The organism is Streptomyces sp. NPDC031466 (genome assembly GCF_055581265.1).
Genome location: NZ_JBVIJT010000006.1, coordinates 332,489 through 350,995 on the forward strand (window position 1 = coordinate 332,489; position 18,507 = coordinate 350,995).

Below are 18,507 nucleotides of genomic sequence, written 5' to 3' on the forward strand. Positions count from 1 at the left end.
GTTCGATTACAGTGCTGCGCAGTCGCAACCGGTCGAGGCGTGTGGGGAGGTCCGGTGGGCACAGCAGCAGCCACCGGTGTCTGGGGCCGCGCCGAGCAGCAGGACTTCCGCAGCCGGGTGCGCGGCGCGCTCCTCGGGGCCGCCGTGGGCGACGCCTTCGGGGCGCCCGTCGACGCCCTCCCCCTGGCGGCGATACGCGCGGCGCACGGCTCCGACGGTCTGACCGAGCCCGTCCCGGCGTACGGCAGGCGTGGCGCGGTCACCGCCGCCACCCAGCTCACCCTCTTCACCGTGGACGGGCTCATCCGCGCCCAGGTCCGGCGCGACACCGGCGCCTGGCATCCGCCCACCGACCTGCACCGCGCCTACCGCCGCTGGCTCGCCACCCAGTGCGACTGGGGGCCCGACGAGCGGCGCGAGGAGGACGGCTGGCTGGCCCGCGAGGAGTGGCTGTACCAGCGGCGCGATCCTCCCCGGGCCTGCCTCCTGGGCCTCGGCAACGTGATCATGGGCACGCTGGAGACCCCCAAGAACCCCGACGCGCGGGGCCCCGAGGCCGCCGTCAGATCCGCGCCCCTCGGCCTCCTCGTCGGCTGGGAGCCGCAGCTCGTGCTGCAACTGGCCGTCGAGGGCGCCGTCCAGACCCACGGCCACCCCACCGCCTACCTGGCGGCCGGCGCGCACGCCCTCGTCGTGCACGGCCTCGCCCGCGGCGAGTCCCTGGACGGCGCGCTCCGGCGGGCCCTCGCCCTGCTCGCCGCCCGCCCCGGCCACCAGCCCGTCACGGACGCCCTGCGGCACGCGCTGGGTGCCGTGCGCCAGGGCATGCCGACGGCCGCGCGGGTGGGCGAGCTGCTCGCGGACGGCACCGCCGAAGGGGTCCTCGCCGCCGCCGTGTACTGCGCGCTGGTCGGCGAGGACGTCCGGCACGGGGTGCGGCTCGCCGTCAACCACGACGGGGCGTCGGCCGCTGCAGGTGCGCTGTGCGGGGCGCTGCTGGGCGCGCTGCACGGGGAGACGGCGCTGCCCCCGGGCTGGCTCACCGAGCTGGAGGGCCGGCCCACCATCCTGGAGCTGGCCGACGACTTCGCGATGGAGATGACCCAGGGCCCGGCCCTGCACGGCCCCGCCGCCTCCGCCCCGGGCTGGCTCGCCCGCTATCCGCGCGCCTGAGGCGACTTCGCCGGGAGGGGCTCGGCCGCGGCGGCATCCGCGGGGCCGTCGTCGTCGGTGTTGACGCGTTCGATGAGCGCGTCCCGCTCCGGGGTGTCCTCGGGCTTCAGCCGGCCGACGAGGACGTAGAGGACGAGGGAGACGGCCAGCGGGATCGACACCTGGTACTGGAGGGCGACGCCGCCCTCGACGGCGGCGTCCACGGGGTAGTTGACCAGGTAGAAGGCGAACAGTCCGGCGCCCCAGCTGGTCAGCGCGGCCGTCGGCCCACAGGTGCGGAAGGCGCGCAGCAGGCCCAGCATCATCGGGATCGCGATGGGGCCCATCAGACCGGCGACCCACTTGATGACGACGGTGATGATGTCCTTGAACGCGGGGGAGTTGACCTGTGTGGCGACCGCCATGGACAGGCCCAGGAAGGCCACCGTGGTCAGCCGGGCGGCGAGCAGCCCCGCCCGCTCCGACCAGCCCCTCGCCCGCGCGGAGAGCACCGGCGCCACGTCCCGGGTGAAGACGGCGGCGATCGCGTTGGCGTCGGAGGAGCACATGGCCATGGTGTGCGAGAAGAAGCCGACGATGACCAGGCCCAGCAGGCCGTGCGGCAGCAGCTGTTCGGTCATCAGGGCGTACGCGTCCGAACCGTCGGGCTTCTTGGCGTCGACCAGGAGCGGTGACATCCACATGGGGAAGAACAGGACGAGGGGCCAGACGAGCCAGAGGATCGCGGAGAGCCTCGCGGAGCGCGCGGCCTCCTTGGCGTTGGCGGTCGCCATGTAGCGCTGCGCCTGGTTGAGCATGCCGCCGTTGTACTCGAAGAGCTTGATGAAGAGGAACGCCAGCAGGAAGACCGTGCCGTACGGGCCGACCAGCGGCTTGCCGTGCCCGGCCAGCTCCGGTTCGTCCCAGACCCCGAGGAAGCCGCCGTGCGGGCCGAGTTCGGCGACGACGGCCACGAACATCACGACGCCGGCGAACAGCTGGATGACGAACTGGCCCAGCTCGGTGAGCGCGTCCGCCCACAGGCCGCCGATGGTGCAGTAGATCGCCGTGATGACGCCGGTGACGAGGATGCCCTGGTTCAGCGACGCCCCGGTGAACACCGAGAGCAGCGTCGCGATCGCGGCCCACTTGGCGCCCACGTCCACGATCTTCAGCAGCATCCCCGACCAGGCGAGCGCCTGCTGGGTCCGCAGGTCGTAGCGGTTCTCCAGGTATTCGAGGGGCGAGGCGACGTGCAGGCGGGAGCGGAGCCGGTTGATGCGGGGGGCGAAGAGCCGGGCGCCGATGGCGATGCCGAGGGCGATGGGGAAGGACCAGGTGACGAAGGACGTCACGCCGTAGGTGTACGCGATGCCCGCGTACCCGGTGAACATCACCGCGCTGTAGCCGGACATGTGGTGCGAGATGCCGGACAGCCACCAGGGCATCTTCCCGCCGGCCGTGAAGAAGTCGCTGACGTTGTCGACCCGCTTGTGGGACCACACGCCGATCGCGACCATCACGCCGAAGTAGCCGATGAGCACGGCCCAGTCGAGACTGTTCATGTGGCCCTCCAGGGGTCCGCCTGGTGAACTGCGCATAATGGCTCGCACTTCGCCACAAGAGACCGTGGGGGACGTGGACGGCCCGGAAGTGCGTGCTCATCGTGGGTTCGGGCACACGTCGGCGACAACGGGGGGTAAGGTCAAGAGCAGGCAAATTCGTTCGGAAGGTTGATCAGAGTTCATGTATCTGAATCGGGCCGGGCTGTCTACCGCATCAACTCCCCGGCGTTGACCAGCAGCGACTGCCCGGTGATGGCCCGGGCCCGCTCGGACGCGAGAAAGACGACCGCGTCGGCGACATCCGCGTCCGTGGCCAACTCGGGCAGGGCCATCCGCGAGGTGAGCCGCCCCAGCACCTCCGCCTCCGGCACCCCCTCGGACCCCGCCGTGAACCGGACGTACGCCTCCACCGGCGGCCCCCACATCCACCCCGGCAGCACGGTGTTGACCCGGACGCGGTGCGGCCCCAGCTCCCGCGCGAGGGAGTACATCGCGGAGGTCAGCGCCCCCTTCGACGCCGCGTACGCCGTCTGCCGCACCTCCGAGGGCGCCGCCACCGCCGACTGTGTGCCGATGAGGACCACCGCACCGCCCCGCCGCTCCTTGAGCGCGGGCAGGCACGCGCGCGTCATGCGCAGGGTGCCGAGCAGATTGACGTCCAGCACCCCGCGCCACGTCTCGAAGTCCGCGTCCTCCAGGCCGCCGAAGTGGCTGTCCCGGGCGGCGACATGGACGACCGCGTCGATTCCCCCGAACCGCTCGCACGCCAGCGCGGCGAGCGCTCCGCACCGGCCCTCGTCGGTGATGTCCGTCGCCAGGTGGGCGGTGTGCGCGCCGCCGGGGTCGATCTCGGCGGCCGTCCTCGCGAGGTTCGCCGCCGTGCGCGCGCCGAGCACGGCGTTGCCCCCTTCGCGCACGACGGCCGCCGCGACCTGGTGGCCGAGTCCCGCGCCGACGCCCGAGACGACGACGGTCTTTCCCGCGAGGAGCGACGACGGCGTCATGGGATGCCTCCCGGCTCTGGCAGTTTGTCTGACGGGGCGTCAGAGTATGGGCGTCCACCGGAGGAAGGAAGAGAGAGGCAGGGCAGAGCCGTGGCGCGAGACACCCGCAGCGACCTGTACGCCGAGCTGGCCGCCGTCGGCCCCTACGGCGTGCACCCCGGGCACGCCCTGATCACCATGGTCGAGCCGCATCCGGGGCACGAGCACGCGTACAACCGCTGGTACGAGGACGACCACTACTACGCGGGCGCGATGGCCATGCCCTGGATGTACGCGGGGCGCCGCTGGGTGGCCACGCGCGGCCTCCAGCTCCTGCGCTATCCGGCCCGGTCCGCCGTGGCCGAGCCGGTCACCGCCGGCTGCTACCTCTCCACGTACTGGATCACCGAGGGGCGCTACGCCGACCACATGAAGTGGACGGTCGGCATCAACAAGCGGCTGAACCGCGACGGCCGCGTCCACCAGGAACGCACCCACGTCTTCACCGCCTTCCAGGACCACGAGGCGACCGTCTATCGCGACGGCGCGGCGGGCCCGCGCGACGTCCACGCGCTCGACCACCCCTACCAGGGCCTGGTGCTTGAGGTCATCGACGCCGACGGCCCGGACCGCAGGGCCGAGTTGCTGGAGTGGCTGTGCTCCCGGGAGCTGCCGGGCGCGCTCGCCGGATCGCCGGCCGCGATGGTGACGCTCTTCCGGCCGACCCCGCTGCCCGGGGACCGGATGACGTACGTGAAGCAGGTCGAGGCGGTGGACACCCGGCTGACGCTCCTGTGGTTCCTCCAGGACGACCCCCGGGAGTGCTGGGAGGCGCACTTCACCGGGCGGGACGCCGCCGTCGCCGCGTCGGGCCTCGGCCGGGTGGAACTGGTCGCGCCCTTCATTCCGACGGTGCCCGGCACGGACCTGTACGTCGACCGGCTGCGCTGAGCCGGGCGGCGGTGCGGGCGCATGGCCGAGCCCCCTCGGCCGGGACGGCGGGCCAGTCGAGAGGGCTCATACGGTGGTGCTATGCGGTTGTGGTGCTGCGGTTGTTCCTCGGGGGCCGGGCGGTCCGGCCGGCGCTGCTGTCTCACGCGAGCCCGGCAGCCCCCCGGCTCACCTCGGTGACGAACGCGTTCCACGAGTCGGCGGGGAAGGCGAGGACGGGGCCTTCGGTCACCTTGGAGTCACGCACCGCGATGCCGGTCGCCAGCGGCGACTTGACCTCGACGCACGCGCCGTTGCCGGTGGAGTACGAGGACTTGACCCACATGTGCGAAACGCCCTGCTGGATTGCCATGGTCTCTCCGTTTTGCCCAGTCGTTGAGTTGCTGTCGCCGCGTCGCCGCGGTGGATGCCAACGCTTGTGCTCGATGGCGTGATGGACGCTACTCGCCAACTTCGACGCATGAAGGGGACGTTCACTCGACCGGATGGCATATACCAGGGGGGTCTTCCGCCGCGACAAGACAAGGGTGTACCGTGCGCCGATTCTCCCGGTGGGGCGGCGTCCTGGCCCCCGCGGTCAGCGGGCGTAGCCCTTCGCGATCTCCTCGATGAGGCGGCGGGACTGGTCCACGTTCAGCGCCTGGGCGCGCAGGTGCTCGTACATCACGCTGTACTGCTGGACGTCGTTCGCCTTCTCCAGGTAGAGGTCGCTGGTGACGCCCTCGATGTAGACCACGCTGGAGTCGGCGGCGTCGGGGAACTCCAAGATGGCGTACTGCCCGTTGAGCCCGGGGTGGGCGCCCAGCTCGAAGGGGATCACCTGGACCGTGACGTGCGGCAGCCGGGACTGTTCCAGGAGGTGCTCCAGCTGGTCGCGCATCAGCTGCGGCGAGCCGACCACGCGGCGCAGCGCCGACTCGTCGAGGACGGTCCACAGGCGCAGCGGGTTCTCCGGGGCCGCGATGCGCTCCTGGCGGCGCATGCGCACCTGGACCCGCTTCTCGATGTCGGTCGTCGTGGTCTCCGGGAGCGCGCCGGTGATGAGCGCCTCGGCGTAGGCGCGGGTCTGGAGCAGGCCGGGGACGACCTGCGGGTCGTACACGCGCAAGGAGGCGGCGTCCGTCTCGAGCCCGATGTACACGCTGTACGGGATGTCGCCGAAGGAGTGCCACCAGCCCTGCTGGCGCGAGTCCTTGGCCATCTGCATCAGGGAGTCGACGATGCGGTGGTCCTCGACCTCGTAGACACCGCAGAGGTCACGCACGTCGCGCTGGCTGATCGAGCGGCGGCCGTTCTCCAGGCGGCTGATCTTCGACTGCGAGACGAGCAGGCGCTCGGCGACCTCCTCGGCCGTCATGCCCTTCAACTCGCGGAGCCGGCGCAGCTCCTGGCCCAGACGACGTCGTCTGACGGTGGGATTGACATTGGACGCCACGGGACGCGCACCTCCGGCTTGCCTGCCACGACTTTGCGTATCTACTGCTCAGCAGAGTGCCACCAACGTGCGGGGCACCGCTGGGAAACAGCGGATGTGCGAACGTGCGGGCGGACTGAGGCGGGTGCGGGCCGGCCCCTCGGCGCCGAAGGGCGCGGCGAAGGGGGTGCGGCCGCGCGGGGCGGTGGTCCCGGGATGTCGTCGTCCGGACGGTCCGGTGCCCCTCCCCGCGCGGCCCAGCGGCTCCCGAACCGGGCCCGGGGGACTGCGGCGCGGCGCTGGTACTGGTGCGGTGGTGCTGAGCGGTTCTGTGGTGCTGAGCGGTTCCGTGCTGCTGAGCGGTTGCGTGCCGGTGACGCGGTGCGTCGGCGGTGGCGCGGTGCTGTGCCTCAGTGGGCCACGGCGCGTGCCATGGATCCGCGGCGCGGCTGCATCGGGATCCCGTCCGCGTCCGCCGCCGCCCTGGCCGGCTGCCGGCCGCCGGGACCCGTGGGGCCCGCCGGTGCGGCGCTGCGGCGCGGCTGGGCCGCCACGCCGTTCTGGACGTCCATCACGGCGTGCGCCACGAGGCCGCCCATGGGGTCGTGCCTGATCAGGTCCCGGAGGCGGGAGCGCGATGAACGCCCCTCGTTCCCGGGGTACAGATGCTTGCCGAGACCGACCGCGTGGGCCAGCGCGGCGAGCGCCGCGGTCCGCGGGTCCGGCGGTACGCCGGTGCGGATCGCCGAATCCAGCCGGGCCCTGATGTCCCGGCTGATCGCCGTGTCCGTCGCCTGGTAGCGAGTCGTCGGCAGTACTCCGCACATCTGGCCCGCCACGGCATGCACCATGCCGCACCGCTCCAGATGCGAGAGGTAAATCTGGCGCAGCCCCAGCCGGGGCCCGCCGATCCAGTGGACCGCCCGAACCGGACTGCCGCGTCTGCGCAGCAGCTCCAGTGCGGAGTCCAGAGTCGGATCTCCGGTCGGCCGTGGCATCACCACGGCGATACGATCCCCGTCTGGGGCTATCCGTCCGGCCAGCGCCAGCTCCACTAGCTGTGCTCCGGCCAGACCGAGGTCGAGCGACTGCGGCTGCGCCGTGGTACCCGTGGCCGGGTCCAAAGCGAGCAGCAGAAGCTCCTCCGGAATTGTTCTGCGGCTCCTGCCCATCCATGCCTCCCCGCGTGGATGAATGACAGGGTGACCCCTCTCACATTGGTCTGTCGAGAGCGCGTGGGCGGGATGTACGGGAACCAGTAGCTATGTCGTTCTCGTCTACCACGGGGGTTTAAGCCCTCACACAGGACACTGGTACACGGTTCGGACAGTGGGTCCGGCCCGGATTTGGCGCAGGTACGAGGAGGCATCGGTGGCGGGCGAGACCCCCGACAGGTCGAAGCAGCGGAAGTCGTCGGGGAACCCGACTGCGGCGGACCCTTCAGCGCCGGCACCGGAGGAACGGGACCCGCGGCTCGCGATCACCCGTGAGATCCCCGCGGCGCGGGAGGATGCCGGGGAGACCTCGGGGGCGCGGGGCGACTCCGCGTCGCCGGCCGCTTCCGGCGGCGGGGCGAACGGTGACGCGCGGCTGCGGAAGGCGGTGGCGGCGTGGGTCGCCACGTCGGACGAGGACGAGGGCGCCGCGGGCGCCGGGAGCGGTGACGGCACCGGCAGTGACGGTCCTGCCGACCCCGGGGCGGAGTCCCCCTCCGCGCAGGGCGACTCCGGCGAGGACACCGCCTCCGCCGAGGGCGACGCGGCGAAGTCCGACGCGGCGAAGTCCGGCGCGGCCAAGTCCGACGTGGCCAAGGCTGCAGAGGCCGGTGACGCCGCCAAGGCCGCCGCGTCGGCCAAGTCGGCCGCCGAGGGCACCACTTCGGGCAAGGGTGACGCGGCCAGGTCCGGCACCGGTGAGGCTGCTGCCTCGGCCGAGTCGGGCGGCGAGGAAGCCGGCTCGGGCAAGGGCGACCGCGCCCCGGGCAAGTCGGGCGCTGCTGGGGCCGGCGAGGCTGCCAGGGCTGCCGCCTCGGCCGAGTCGGGCGGCGAGGAGACCGGCTCGGACAAGGGGGGCGCCGCCTCGGCCGCTTCCGGTGCCGCCAAGGCCCCCGCGTGGGCCAAGTCTGACCGCGCGGAGACCGCCTCCGCGAAGGGCGACGACGCCTCGGCCACGTCCGACGCCGACAAGGCCGCTGAAGCCGGCGACGCCGCCAAGACCGCCGCCTCGGCCAAGACGGCCGCTGAGGGCAGCACCTCGGGCAAGGGCGACATCGGGGACGAGGCCGAGGAGGCCGAGGGCGCCGGTTCCACCGGGGTGGACCAGGCCACCGCCGTCTTCCGGGCGCCGACGGTCAAGCCCGAGGTGGATCAGCCGACCACCATGCTCAAGCTGGGCGGCGACGCACCCGCCAAGGGCGCCGCGAAGAGCCCCGCGAAGGACAGCGCGAAGGCCAATGCAAAGGGTGTCGCAAAGGGCAGTGCAAAGGACTCCGCGCAGGCCCCCGCCGAGGCCGGCCCGACCGCCGAGCGGGACGCCGAGCGCACCAGCAAGTTCGTCGCGCTGAAGCCGCTCGACGAGCGGTCCGCCAAGCCCGCCTCCGCCGCGGCGAAGGCCGACGCCCCCGCCGCCGAGGCCGACGCCCCCCAGGCGCCCCCGCCCGTGGAGCGTACGACCCAGCAGCCGCTGCCCCCCAAGCCGCCGCTCGACCTGCTCGCCGAGCTGACCAACACCCCGCCGCCGCCGGAGACCCCGACGCGCACCGCGGTGCGCCGGCTCAAGATCTGGACGCCGCTGGTCCTGCTCCTGGTGGTCGTCTTTGCGGTCGTACAGGCCGTGCGTCCGCTGCCGGCGCCCACCCTCGACCTCACCGCCCAGCAGAGCGTGACCTTCGAGGGCGGCAAGCCGTCCGTGCCGTGGCCGGCCGAGGGGCAGGCCGCGATGGACGTCAACGGCATCGGAACGTTCGGCACGTCCGGCGACCAGAAGCCGGTGCCGATCGCGAGCATCGCCAAGGTCATGACGGTCTACCTCATCCTGCGCGACCACCCGCTGAAGAAGGGCGAGGACGGCCCGAAGATCCCCGTCGACGCCGCCGCGCAGAAGCACTACGAGACCGGCAAGGCGGAGCAGGAGTCCGTCGTCAAGGTCACCGAGGGCCAGAAGATCTCCGAGTACGAGGCGCTCCAGGCGGTCATGCTGCCGTCGGCGAACAACGTCGCCAAGCTGCTCGCCCGCTGGGACACCAAGAGCCACTCCGAGGACGAGTTCGTCGCGAAGATGAACAAGACCGCCAAGGAGCTGGGCATGAAGAACACCCGGTACACGGACCCCAGCGGCCTGGACAAGACGACCGTCTCCACCGCCGAGGACCTCGTGAAGCTCGGCCGCGCCGCGATGGAGAACCCGGTCTTCAACGAGATCTCCCGCCAGCCCAGCTACAAGGACCTCAACGGCGACAAGCAGAACAACTTCTTCGGCCTGGTCCCGACCGTTGCCATCGGCATCAAGACGGGCACCACCACCGCCGCCGGCGGCAACATCCTCTTCGCCGCGGAGAAGAAGGTCGGCGGCGAGACGCAGACGATCATCGGCGCGGCCCTCGGCCAGTTCGGCAAGGACGGCGTCGCCAACATCGACGCGGTCACCGGCGTGACGCGCAAGCTCATCGAGGCCGGGCAGGAGGCGCTCACCGCCAAGACCATCGTCAAGAAGGGCGACGTCGTCGGCCGGGTGGACGACGGCCTCGGCGGCACGACGCCGGTCGTGGCCACCGAGGACGTCTCCGCGGTGGGCTGGTCGGGCCTGACGGTGAAGCTGCGGCTCGAACAGCTGAAGGGCAAGCCGGTCCCGCACACGGCGAAGGCCGGCACCAAGGTCGGCGTGCTGAGCGTCGGCGACGGCAAGGGTGAGGCCGTCGAGGTGCCCGTCGCCCTGCAGAAGGACCTCGCCGAGCCGGGCCTCGGCGCCAAGCTGAAGCGCGTCGGCTGACGCGGGCGGCCGCGCCCGGCGAGGGCGCGGCCGGAACCTGGCGAGCACGCGCGGGGGAGCGGCCCACGGGGGGCTGCCCCCCGCGCGTGCGTGCTAGCGTCACAAGCTCGGGGGGCAGTACGCCGGGGCTGAGATCGGGGTGTTCCGGGACGGACGCCCGTCGGCCCGCCCCGGGGGGACAGGACGACACGGGGAGAGCCTTCAGTGGCCACAGCGGAGCCGACGCGCGCCGACGAAGACACCGAGCCGGACGGCGGCGAGGGCGTGAGCCCCGGCGCCGCTCCGCGAATACCGCTTTCCTCCTCGCCCGGCCGGCCCCAGGCGCCGACCGCCGCCTCCTCGTGGCGGACGCGCCTGGCGCGCCACCCGGTCGCCGTCGTGACGGTGCTCGCCGCGGTGCTGCACGTCGTGTGGGTGTTCGCGTTCGCCAACAGCGGCGGTGACCTCGCCGCGCAGGACGCCTGGGCCGAGTTCGTCGGGCGGCACCCCGACTCCGCGTACAACCTCGCCTGGTACGGCGGCATGCACCCGGTGTCGTACAGCGTCATCTCGCCGTACCTGATGTCGGTGCTCGGCGTGCGCACCACGATGATGATCGCGGGCACGCTCTCCGCCACGCTGCTCACGCTGATCCTGGTCCGCAGCCGGGCGGTGAAGCAGCCGCTGTGGCCCGCCCTCGCGGGGCTCTTCGCGCTGTTCTGCAACGCGGTGTCGGGCCGCGTGACCTACGGCCTCGGCCAGATGTTCGCCCTGATGGCGGTGGCCGCCGTGTTCTGCTGGCCGCACCGCTGGCGCTACAAGCGGTGGGCGAAGGCGCTGGTCGCGGCGCCGTTCGCCGCGCTCGCCACGATGGGCAGCCCGGTGGCCGGCCTGTTCGTCGGGCTCGTCGCCGTGGCGCTCTTCCTCAGCAAGCGCTACCCGGGCGCGTACGCCCTCGGGGTCGCGCCCGCCGTGGTCGTCGGGCTCTCCGCCTGGCTCTTCCCCTTCTCCGGCACGCAGCCGATGTCGTTCTGGTCGGCGTCGCTGCCGCTGCTGTTCGCGGGGCTGGTCTACTTCCTCGTACCGAAGCAGTGGAAGACCGTACGGATCACGACGGCCGTGTACGCGGCCTTCGTGCTCGGGGTGTGGATCATCAGCTCGCAGATCGGCTCCAACATCACCCGGCTCGCGATGTCCTTCGCCGGCGTCGTGCTGATCGCCGCGCTGCCGTACACCGTGCCGAAGTCCCGCAAGTGGTACGCGGTCGTCCTGGCCTTCGTCGGCTTCACCGGCTGGGTCGGGTTCAAGGCCGGCGACGACGTGGTGCACACCCGGCCCGTGCTGTCCTGGACCCGTGACCTGGCGACCCCGCTGATCAAGGAGTTGCAGGAGCACGGCGCCGAGCGGGGCCGCGTCGAGGTCGTGCCCGCGCGCAGCCACCGCGAGGCGTCCGCGTTCGCCCCCTACTTCCAGCTCGCCCGCGGCTGGAACCGGCAGGCGGACATGGAGCGCAACCCCATCTTCTACGACGACACCCTGAACTCCGCGAACTACCACGACTGGCTCAAGCGCTGGGCCGTGCATTACATCGTGCTCCCCAAGGGCGAGCCCGACGGGGACGGCGGCAAGCGCGAGACGCAGCTGATCTCGGATGGCCTGCCCTACCTGAAGCAGGTGTGGGGCAACTCCGACTGGCGGCTCTACAAGGTCACCGACCCCACGCCGCTCGCCGAGCCGAACGCCGTCGTGCAGCGCGCCGAGCAGGGCGAGATGACGCTGCGCGTGAAGAAGCCGGGGCGCGTGCTGATCCGCGTCCCGTACTCGCCGTGGGTGAGCGTGGTCGACACCCGGGGCAAGGGCCTGGAGCCGCCCCGGGAGACCGCGGAGTCGCAGCGGCGGCGCGCGGACGACGAGTCGGCCCCCAGGGAGTACGACAACGTCAACGGCTGCCTGCTGGAGGCCGAGGAGGACCACAACGGCGACAAGTGGATCGAGCTGTTCGCCCCGAGGGCCGGCACCTACCGGCTCGGCTCGCCCTACCAGCTGCCCCGCGGCACGCCCTGCCCGGAGGAGTTCCGGCGCTGACGCCCCGCCCGCCTCAGCCGCCGGGCGGGGCGCAGACCCCCGAGACGGGCAGGGCGCCGGGCCCGGTGTCGGGCACGGCGTCCTCGCGGACGGTGTCCAGCTGGTCCAGCAGCTCGTCCAGGCGCTGTTCCGTGGGGTTCCTGAAGTACTGCAGGACGGCCCGGTGGAAGGCGTCGCGCAGGGCGGGCGGCATCACGTCCGAGGCGTCGAAGCAGAGCGTGCGGGCCTTCTCGGTGAGGATCCGCGCGATGCGCCGCCCCGTCGGGTCGCTCGGCTGGGGGTCGGCGGCGTCGGGGAAGAACGGCCGCAGCGCGTCCTTCGCCTCGGACCGCCAGAGCGAGCGGGCCGTCCTGCCCGACAGGCGTTGGACGAGGGTGCGGGCCGCCGGATTGTCGCCGAACACCGCCGCCATGTCGCCCGCCACCTCGTAGGCGCCGTCCTGGACGGACCGGCCGCGCAGGAAGCCCGCGGACGGATCGACGCGCACCGGGTCGTGCGCGTAGACGTACCGGATGAAGGCGCTCTGGTGCTCGTGCGTGCAGCGCGGCCTCATGGAGCCGAGCAGTCCGCGCGGGGCCGCCCCGTCCCCGGCCGCCGGGTCGGCGGTGCCCGCGAACGGCATGGTGAGCGACTGGTCGACGGACTCCTTGGAGCGCTCGCCGAGCAGGTCGGCCCAGGTCGTCCAGGCGTCGCGGACCCGCCGGTCGCGCCAGCCGAGCCGTCCCGTCGCCCACCGGGCATAGACGTCGGGGCCCGCCCGGTGGAGCAGGATGTCCTCGATCCAGTCGGTGCCCGGCCAGCCGGAGGTGGCCTGCGAGGCGAGGCCCACGCACCACCTCGGCGCCCTGGCCGACTCGCCCTCCCGGCTCCACACCAGGCTCTTCAGATCGACCTTGAGCGGCACCCAGTAGGTGCGGCGGGTGCCGTCGACGGAGAGCGGCGGCGCCCACGGCGGATAGGCGCGGGCGGCGGCCGTGGCGGCCAGCGGCCTGAGCCGGCCGGCGCGGGCGTACTCGGTCAGCTCGCCGACACTGTTGAGGATCGCCACGTCGGGCGGGGCGTCCGCCTCCAGCTGCGCGACGAGGGTCTCGCGCAGGGAGCGGGTGCCCTGGTAGGTGTACGTCTGCCCGGTGCCGTCGTCGAGCCTGTTCAGCATCGCCTCGAACGCCTCGCCCTCGTCGCCCGTCCAGGGGCCGAGTACGACGAGCGTCTCGTCGGGGCGTTCGGCGCAGGCCCCGGCGGTCACGGCGAGCAGGCAGGCCGCGAGGAAGACGCGCAGGACGGCGTGGGCGCGGGTCATGCGGCGGCTCCGGAGCGGGAGATGAGGACGTACTCGCGGCGGTAGGCGTGCAGCGTGACGTAGATCAGGCCCGCGTCGAGCAGCCCGGCGGGCGCCACCCAGGGCGCCACCCCGTCGAGCGCGGCCAGCCGGCCCCGGGCCAGCTCGTGGTCGGCCCGGGCGTCCAGGGAGGCGATCAGGCCGGGGTGCGGGGGGCCCAGGGGCCGCTCGTCGACGGTGGACTCGATCGCCGGCGACGTCGCGTCGGCCAGCCGGTCCGCCGTGGTCACCACCCGCTGCTGCGCGCGGTGGGCGAGCACCGCGTCGGCGGTCAGGAACGGCACGGCGAGCAGCGGCAGCCCGGCCGCGAGCAGCGGCACGCTGACCCGCAGGCGGAAGCGGTGGCGGAGGAAGACCTGGGTGCGCCACAGCCCGGCGGCGAGCAGGACGAGCGCGCAGCCCGCGACGGCGGACGCGGCGAGCACACCGCCGCCGAGGGCCGCCCGCTCCGCGAGGCGGCCGCGCAGGCTCGTCTCCAGCGCGGAGATGCGGTCCACCACGGCGGTCGCGTCGGACCCGGTGCCGGGCTCGCACGGCGGATAGCCGCCGGGGCCCGTGCGGCGGGGCGGCACGGGGGGTGTGCAGAGCATGCTGCGGGCGTACGAGAGGCCGGCGTCCCGCAGGGCCGGGTCGCCGACGTTGTTCTGCGCGAAGACGATCCAGGTGCCGTAGTCGACGACGAGCCCGGAGACCACGTCCAGCTCCTGGCGCTCGGCGGTGGTCAGGGCGCCGCTGCGGGCCACCTGGTTGAGGCGCTGCGTGGCCCGCGTCGTGCGGGTGAGGTAGCGCCTGCCGATGCCGGACAGCCGTACCGACTCCCCGGCGCCCAGGCTCCTGGCGGCCTCGCGGTCGGCGATGCGCAGGGACATCTCCGCGTCGGCCAGGTCGGCGAGGGCCGGCAGCCGGCTCGCGCGCAGCTCCGCCGCGTCCGCGCGGATGTCCGCGTACGCCCAGCCGAGCGCGAGGGACGCGACGACGGCGAGCAGCGGCAGGGCGATCAGACGCTCGCGCAGGTAGGCGCGGTTGCGGGTGCGCGGGTCGAGCGGGGCGGGCCACAGGTGGCGGTGCAGGTGGCGCAGCGCGTCGGCGGCGACGAGCCGCGCCGCCCGCCAGGACGCGCTCACCGCAGCTCACCGGGGGCGCGGGTCCCGGGCAGGACCGTCATGCTCGACTGGATGCGGGCCGCCTCCACGTCGAAGCGGGCGACGCGGTCCAGGAGGCGTACCGTGCCGCGCTCCGCGTCGCTCACGCGCACCAGGCGGCGCAGGTGTTCGCGCATCGCCGTGTCGCCCGTCTCGACCGCGAGCCGCCAGGCCGTGCCGAGCAGCGCCTCGGCCGCCTCCCGCGCGCCCCGCTTCAGCTCGGCGCAGGCCCGTTCGAAGGCGCGGTGCAGCTCCTCCTCGTGCCGGTAGTGGGCGACCTGGGGGTCCAGGCGGCTGTAGAGGTCGGAGTCGTCGGTCCAGCGCACCAGGACGGGCCGCGGGGCGGGCAGTTCGACGTCCTGCGGGGGGCCGGCGGTGTCGATCTCCACTTCCGTCAGGAGGAGTTCCCTGCCGAGCTGCGCCGGGTCGTAGGGCGCGGCGACGCACAGGAGATAGGCGCGGGTCTCCTCGCCGCACGGCCCGAGGCCGTACTCCACGACGGGGCCGCCCGCCCCGCTGTGCACGCCGGTCAGGTCGGTGTGGGCGGGGTCGAGGGGGGCGCGGGTCGGGTGGACCTGCTCGAAGGAGTGCGGGCGCACCCCGGCCCGGTGGCGCAGCCGCAGGCGCAGGCCGGTCACATCGCGTGCGGCGGCGCGGCCGGTGAGGGCGGCCAGCTCGCCGGGCAGCCGGGTCAGGTCCGCCACGGCCCGGGTCCGCCCACTGAGCGCGCCCGCGATCAGCAGGAGTTCCTCGGTCCGCCAGGCGTCCCCGATGCCCACGACGTCGCAGTCGAAGGCGTCCGCGCACCGCTCGACGCGTTCGCGCAGCTCCGCGGGCGACTCGTAGCCGGGTTCGTTCCTGCCGTCGGTGAGCAGCAGGGCGTGGCGCAGGTGCGTGCCCGGTCCGGCGTCCGGCAGGTGGTCGCGGAAGAGGGTCCTGGCGCGCTCCAGCCAGGTGCCCATCGCGGTGCCGCCGCCCGGGGTGCAGTCGTGCAGGGCGGCCTCGGCGGCGGCCCGCGACTCGGCGTGCGCGACGGCGAACCCGGGCCGCCTCGGATAGATCATCGCGGTCCTGTCGCCCCCGGCGACCAGCGCGAACAGCGAGCCGTCGGGGAGCTTGGCGAGGGCGCTCACGGCGGCCGCGCGGGCGGCGCCCAGCCGGCTCGGCGGCAGCACCATGGACGAGGAGTGGTCGATCAGAAGCACCTGCGCGAGCCGGGGCCCGGCCGGCCGGTCCGCCGCGCGGGGCACGGGGGCGCCGGGCCTGCGCACCGTCACCGTGAGGACGGCGTACATCCGCGCGGGCTCCTCGGCGGCGGACTCGCGCGGGCGCGCCAGCTCCACGACCTGGCTCACCTCCAGGGTGACGCGGGCGCGTGGCTCCGCCCCGGCCCCTCTCATCCGCCCCGCTGAGCGGAGGTGCTGTTCCTGATCCAGGTCTTGATCTTCTTGCCCGGCCATGGGGTGTCCCTGTGGTGTCGTAAGGCGAAGGGGCGTACCGCGTAGGCGCGGTCCAGGAGGAGTTCGGCGAGCGGGATCTCGGCGTCCCGCGGTGGTGCGTCGCGGGCGGCCTGGAGGGCCAGGCCCCGGTAGAAGCGGGACAGGTCCTTGCACAGCCGCCGCTCGTCGCGGGGGAAGTCGAGGAGCGGGTCGGCCCGCTCGGCGATCGCGCGCAGCTCGGCGCCGGTCATCCGCGGGGCGCCCTCGGCGGGGGCGAGCAGGCGGTGGGCCACGCCCCACACCTCCGCCTTCATCCGCACCCGGGCCTGCTCGTCGGTCAGGCCGTGCGCGGTGAAGAGCGCGGCGAGGCCGCGCACCGCGGTGCCGAGGCTCTCGGCGTCGTGGGCGTGGTCGGCGCGGACGCGCACGGCGGCGGTGCGGGCCGCGGTGCGGTGCCGGGAGTGCTGGGGCACCGCGTCCAGCGCGGCGATGGCGTCGGCGAGGGCGTCGGGGCCGCCGAGGGCGAGCCGGGCGCGGGCGGCGCCGAAGGCCGCGCTGCCCAGCGACGGGTTGCGCAGCCGGACGGCCTCGTAGAACGTCAGCGCCTCGTGGGGCCGCCGAAGGTGCTCGGCGCAGTGCCCGAGGGCCAGCTTGGGCGCGTACTCGCCGGGGATCGCGCCGTACACCCGGTCGAAGTGGTCGCGGGCCTCGGCGACCCGGCGGCGGGCGAGTGCGAGCAGCCCGCGGTGCCAGTCGAGCCGCCAGTCGTGCGGGGCCCGCGCCGGCCCGATGGCGTCCTCGGCCAGCGCGAGCGCGGTCTCGGCGGCGGACAGGGCCTCGGGGTCGGCCCCCTCCCGGGTGCGCAGCCGCAGCCGGCAGCGCAGCAGATGCACCTCGGGGGAGTCCCGCCAGTCGCCGGTGTGCTGGAGCAGCGCCACGGGGTCGTCGTCGCTGAGCCTGCTCAGCTCGCCGTGGTGGTCGTCGTCGGGGTCGGGGCGCGGCACGGGCAGGCGCCGGGCCACCTCGGGCGGGGCGGGCGGCGGATGGCGGGGCGCGGACGGCGGGGCCGCCCAGCGCGACACCTCGGGGGCGGAGCCGAGGCCGGCGTCCAGGGCGTACGCGGACTGCAGGAAGAGCGGCGACGGCTCGAAGGTCTCCACGCCCGTGCGCAGGGACCGCAACTCCCGGAACACGCCCCGAAGTTGCTCCTCCATCTCCTTGGCGGTGGCGAAGCGGTCGGCGCGCCGGGTGCGGGTGGCGCGGCGCAGGGCGCGGGCGAGGGAGACCAGGCCGAGCCCGCGGTGTCCGGCCGCGGCATCGTCCAGCGGGTCGAGCGCCGCGAGGTCCGCGAGGTCGTGGCGGCTCGCACCGAGGCCGCACAGGGTGCGCAGCGTCTCACCCAGGCTGAACAGGTCGTCCTGCGGCTCGGACTCGCCGTGGTCGCCGACGCTGGGCGCGCGGTACAGGGGCGTGGTGAGGCCGGGCGCGCCCGCGCGGCGCACGCTGCCGACGTCGACGAGCTTGGTGGTGGACCCGTCGTGCATCACGTTGGGCGGCTTCAGGTCGCCGTAGACCTTGCTGCGCCCGGGGGCGTGCAGATACGCGAGCCCGGCCAGGATCCGCACCCCGTAGGCGAGCGCGAACTCCCTGAAGCGCGCGTGCCCGAACTCCTCGGGGTGCTCGCGGGCGCGCGCCCGCACCTCTTCGAGGTTGAGGCCGTCGACGTACTGAAGGACCAGGAAGTCCCCGACCCCGGGGTGGTGCCCGTAGTTGAACACCCGGATGAAACCGTCGTGGTTGAGCTCGACCAGCTCCCTGCGCTCGCCCTCCAGGAGGCTGTACGAATCCGCGGCCAGCTCGGCGTGGAGCATCTTGATGGCGACGGCGCGGCCGTCGACCTTCGTGTCGTGGGCCAGGCACACCTCGCCCATCCCGCCGTAGCCGAGCGCCCGCACCAGGCGGTACTGGCCCGCGAGCAGGGTGCCGGGCGGCAGCGGCAGGTCACCCGGGGCGCCGGGTTCCGCGTCCGCGCTGTCGGCGCGGTCCCGCAGGGCGATCTCGGGCAGGACCGTCGGGTCGGGGTTCTCCGCCGGGAGCGTCACCCGCGCCGGGCGCGCCGAGGGGGCGGCGCCGGCTTTCCGTTGCCGGGACGAGGCGCGCTCGCGGGGGAGGCCCGGGGAGGGGTACGGGGGTGGGGCGGGGCTGGACACCGGGGAAGGCGCCGGGGCCGAGGGCCGGGCGGGCTCCATGGAGTGCCGCCCCGTCGAGGGGTCCACGCGCTCCCCGCTGGCCAGGCAGAAACCGGTGGGCGTCACCGTGCCCGAACACCCGGGATGCGGACAGGCCTTGACGGACATCACACGCCACCGCCCACCGCGACCAGGCGCCGCGCCACGCGGGTGAAGGCCTCGACGGCCCGTTCCGCGTCGGCGAGCGGGCAGGGGCCGGCCATCAGGAGCCGCTGTGGTTCG

General features: G+C 73.8%; 13 protein-coding genes. 4 read left to right on the forward strand and 9 right to left on the reverse strand.

Annotation, left to right across the window (positions count from 1 at the left end):
* Positions 1–54: 54 nt before the first annotated feature.
* On the forward strand, positions 55–1,173 hold the full coding sequence (locus ACZ5GP_RS16765) for an ADP-ribosylglycohydrolase family protein (RefSeq protein ID WP_468751544.1): 1,119 nt from the start codon (positions 55–57) through the stop codon (positions 1,171–1,173).
* On the opposite strand, the gene ACZ5GP_RS16770 is transcribed toward ACZ5GP_RS16765, so the two are convergent.
* Together ACZ5GP_RS16770 and ACZ5GP_RS16775 are read right to left on the reverse strand one after the other, a co-directional pair.
* Complete coding sequence (locus ACZ5GP_RS16770; protein WP_468751545.1) at positions 1,158–2,717, reverse strand: sodium:solute symporter family protein; 1,560 nt, start codon at positions 2,715–2,717, stop codon at positions 1,158–1,160. The two genes, ACZ5GP_RS16765 and ACZ5GP_RS16770, sit on opposite strands and share 16 nt — an antisense overlap.
* Positions 2,718–2,923: 206 nt before the next feature.
* Positions 2,924–3,721 (reverse strand): SDR family oxidoreductase, encoded by a 798-nt coding sequence (locus ACZ5GP_RS16775; RefSeq protein WP_468751546.1) that lies wholly within the window; start codon positions 3,719–3,721, stop codon positions 2,924–2,926.
* Between the two features lie 90 nt (positions 3,722–3,811).
* Between ACZ5GP_RS16775 and ACZ5GP_RS16780 the strand changes: the two genes are divergently transcribed.
* Positions 3,812–4,651, forward strand: coding sequence for a hypothetical protein (locus ACZ5GP_RS16780; protein WP_468751547.1), 840 nt, complete (start codon positions 3,812–3,814; stop codon positions 4,649–4,651).
* 142 nt (positions 4,652–4,793) lie between these two features.
* Here the strand turns inward: ACZ5GP_RS16780 and ACZ5GP_RS16785 are convergent, their stop codons facing one another.
* The 3 genes from ACZ5GP_RS16785 to ACZ5GP_RS16795 form a co-directional block, all read right to left on the reverse strand.
* Positions 4,794–5,003, reverse strand: a complete 210-nt coding sequence (locus ACZ5GP_RS16785) for a DUF397 domain-containing protein (RefSeq protein WP_468751548.1) — start codon at positions 5,001–5,003, stop codon at positions 4,794–4,796.
* A 225-nt stretch (positions 5,004–5,228) separates the two neighbouring features.
* Positions 5,229–6,086, reverse strand: coding sequence for a helix-turn-helix domain-containing protein (locus tag ACZ5GP_RS16790; RefSeq protein ID WP_468751549.1), 858 nt, complete (start codon positions 6,084–6,086; stop codon positions 5,229–5,231).
* Positions 6,087–6,475: 389 nt separating this feature from the next.
* Positions 6,476–7,237: a GOLPH3/VPS74 family protein gene (locus tag ACZ5GP_RS16795; protein WP_468751550.1), complete on the reverse strand. Its 762-nt coding sequence runs from the start codon at positions 7,235–7,237 to the stop codon at positions 6,476–6,478.
* A 199-nt stretch (positions 7,238–7,436) separates the two neighbouring features.
* Here ACZ5GP_RS16795 and ACZ5GP_RS16800 point away from each other — a divergent pair, with 199 nt between their 5' ends.
* Both ACZ5GP_RS16800 and ACZ5GP_RS16805 read left to right on the forward strand, forming a co-directional pair.
* Positions 7,437–10,052 (forward strand): D-alanyl-D-alanine carboxypeptidase, encoded by a 2,616-nt coding sequence (locus ACZ5GP_RS16800; protein ID WP_468751551.1) that lies wholly within the window; start codon positions 7,437–7,439, stop codon positions 10,050–10,052.
* Positions 10,053–10,256: 204 nt separating this feature from the next.
* Positions 10,257–12,116 carry an MFS transporter gene (locus tag ACZ5GP_RS16805; protein ID WP_468751552.1) on the forward strand — a complete coding sequence of 620 codons (1,860 nt, stop codon included), beginning with the start codon at positions 10,257–10,259 and terminating at the stop codon, positions 12,114–12,116.
* A 13-nt stretch (positions 12,117–12,129) separates the two neighbouring features.
* On the opposite strand, the gene ACZ5GP_RS16810 is transcribed toward ACZ5GP_RS16805, so the two are convergent.
* The 4 genes from ACZ5GP_RS16810 to ACZ5GP_RS16825 are packed head-to-tail and all read right to left on the reverse strand — an operon-like array spanning position 12,130 to position 18,351.
* On the reverse strand, positions 12,130–13,416 hold the full coding sequence (locus ACZ5GP_RS16810) for an extracellular solute-binding protein (RefSeq protein ID WP_468751553.1): 1,287 nt from the start codon (positions 13,414–13,416) through the stop codon (positions 12,130–12,132).
* Complete coding sequence (locus ACZ5GP_RS16815) at positions 13,413–14,579, reverse strand: hypothetical protein (protein ID WP_468751554.1); 1,167 nt, start codon at positions 14,577–14,579, stop codon at positions 13,413–13,415. Before ACZ5GP_RS16815 ends, ACZ5GP_RS16810 begins: the two co-directional genes overlap by 4 nt.
* Entirely contained in the window at positions 14,576–15,997 is a 1,422-nt protein-coding gene (locus ACZ5GP_RS16820; protein WP_468751555.1) for a VWA domain-containing protein, read from the reverse strand. Before ACZ5GP_RS16820 ends, ACZ5GP_RS16815 begins: the two co-directional genes overlap by 4 nt.
* Positions 15,994–18,351: a tetratricopeptide repeat protein gene (locus ACZ5GP_RS16825; RefSeq protein WP_468751556.1), complete on the reverse strand. Its 2,358-nt coding sequence runs from the start codon at positions 18,349–18,351 to the stop codon at positions 15,994–15,996. Before ACZ5GP_RS16825 ends, ACZ5GP_RS16820 begins: the two co-directional genes overlap by 4 nt.
* Positions 18,352–18,507: the final 156 nt, after the last annotated feature.

Bases quoted from the DNA above. Each gene is read 5' to 3' on its own strand.
- ACZ5GP_RS16770 (WP_468751545.1), bottom strand. From the start codon at position 2,717: ATGAACAGTCTCGACTGGGCCGTGCTCATCGGCTACTTCGGCGTGATG.
- ACZ5GP_RS16775 (WP_468751546.1), bottom strand. From the start codon at position 3,721: ATGACGCCGTCGTCGCTCCTCGCGGGAAAGACCGTCGTCGTCTCGGGC.
- ACZ5GP_RS16785 (WP_468751548.1), bottom strand. From the start codon at position 5,003: ATGGCAATCCAGCAGGGCGTTTCGCACATGTGGGTCAAGTCCTCGTAC.
- ACZ5GP_RS16795 (WP_468751550.1), bottom strand. From the start codon at position 7,237: ATGGGCAGGAGCCGCAGAACAATTCCGGAGGAGCTTCTGCTGCTCGCT.
- ACZ5GP_RS16810 (WP_468751553.1), bottom strand. From the start codon at position 13,416: ATGACCCGCGCCCACGCCGTCCTGCGCGTCTTCCTCGCGGCCTGCCTG.
- ACZ5GP_RS16820 (WP_468751555.1), bottom strand. From the start codon at position 15,997: ATGAGAGGGGCCGGGGCGGAGCCACGCGCCCGCGTCACCCTGGAGGTG.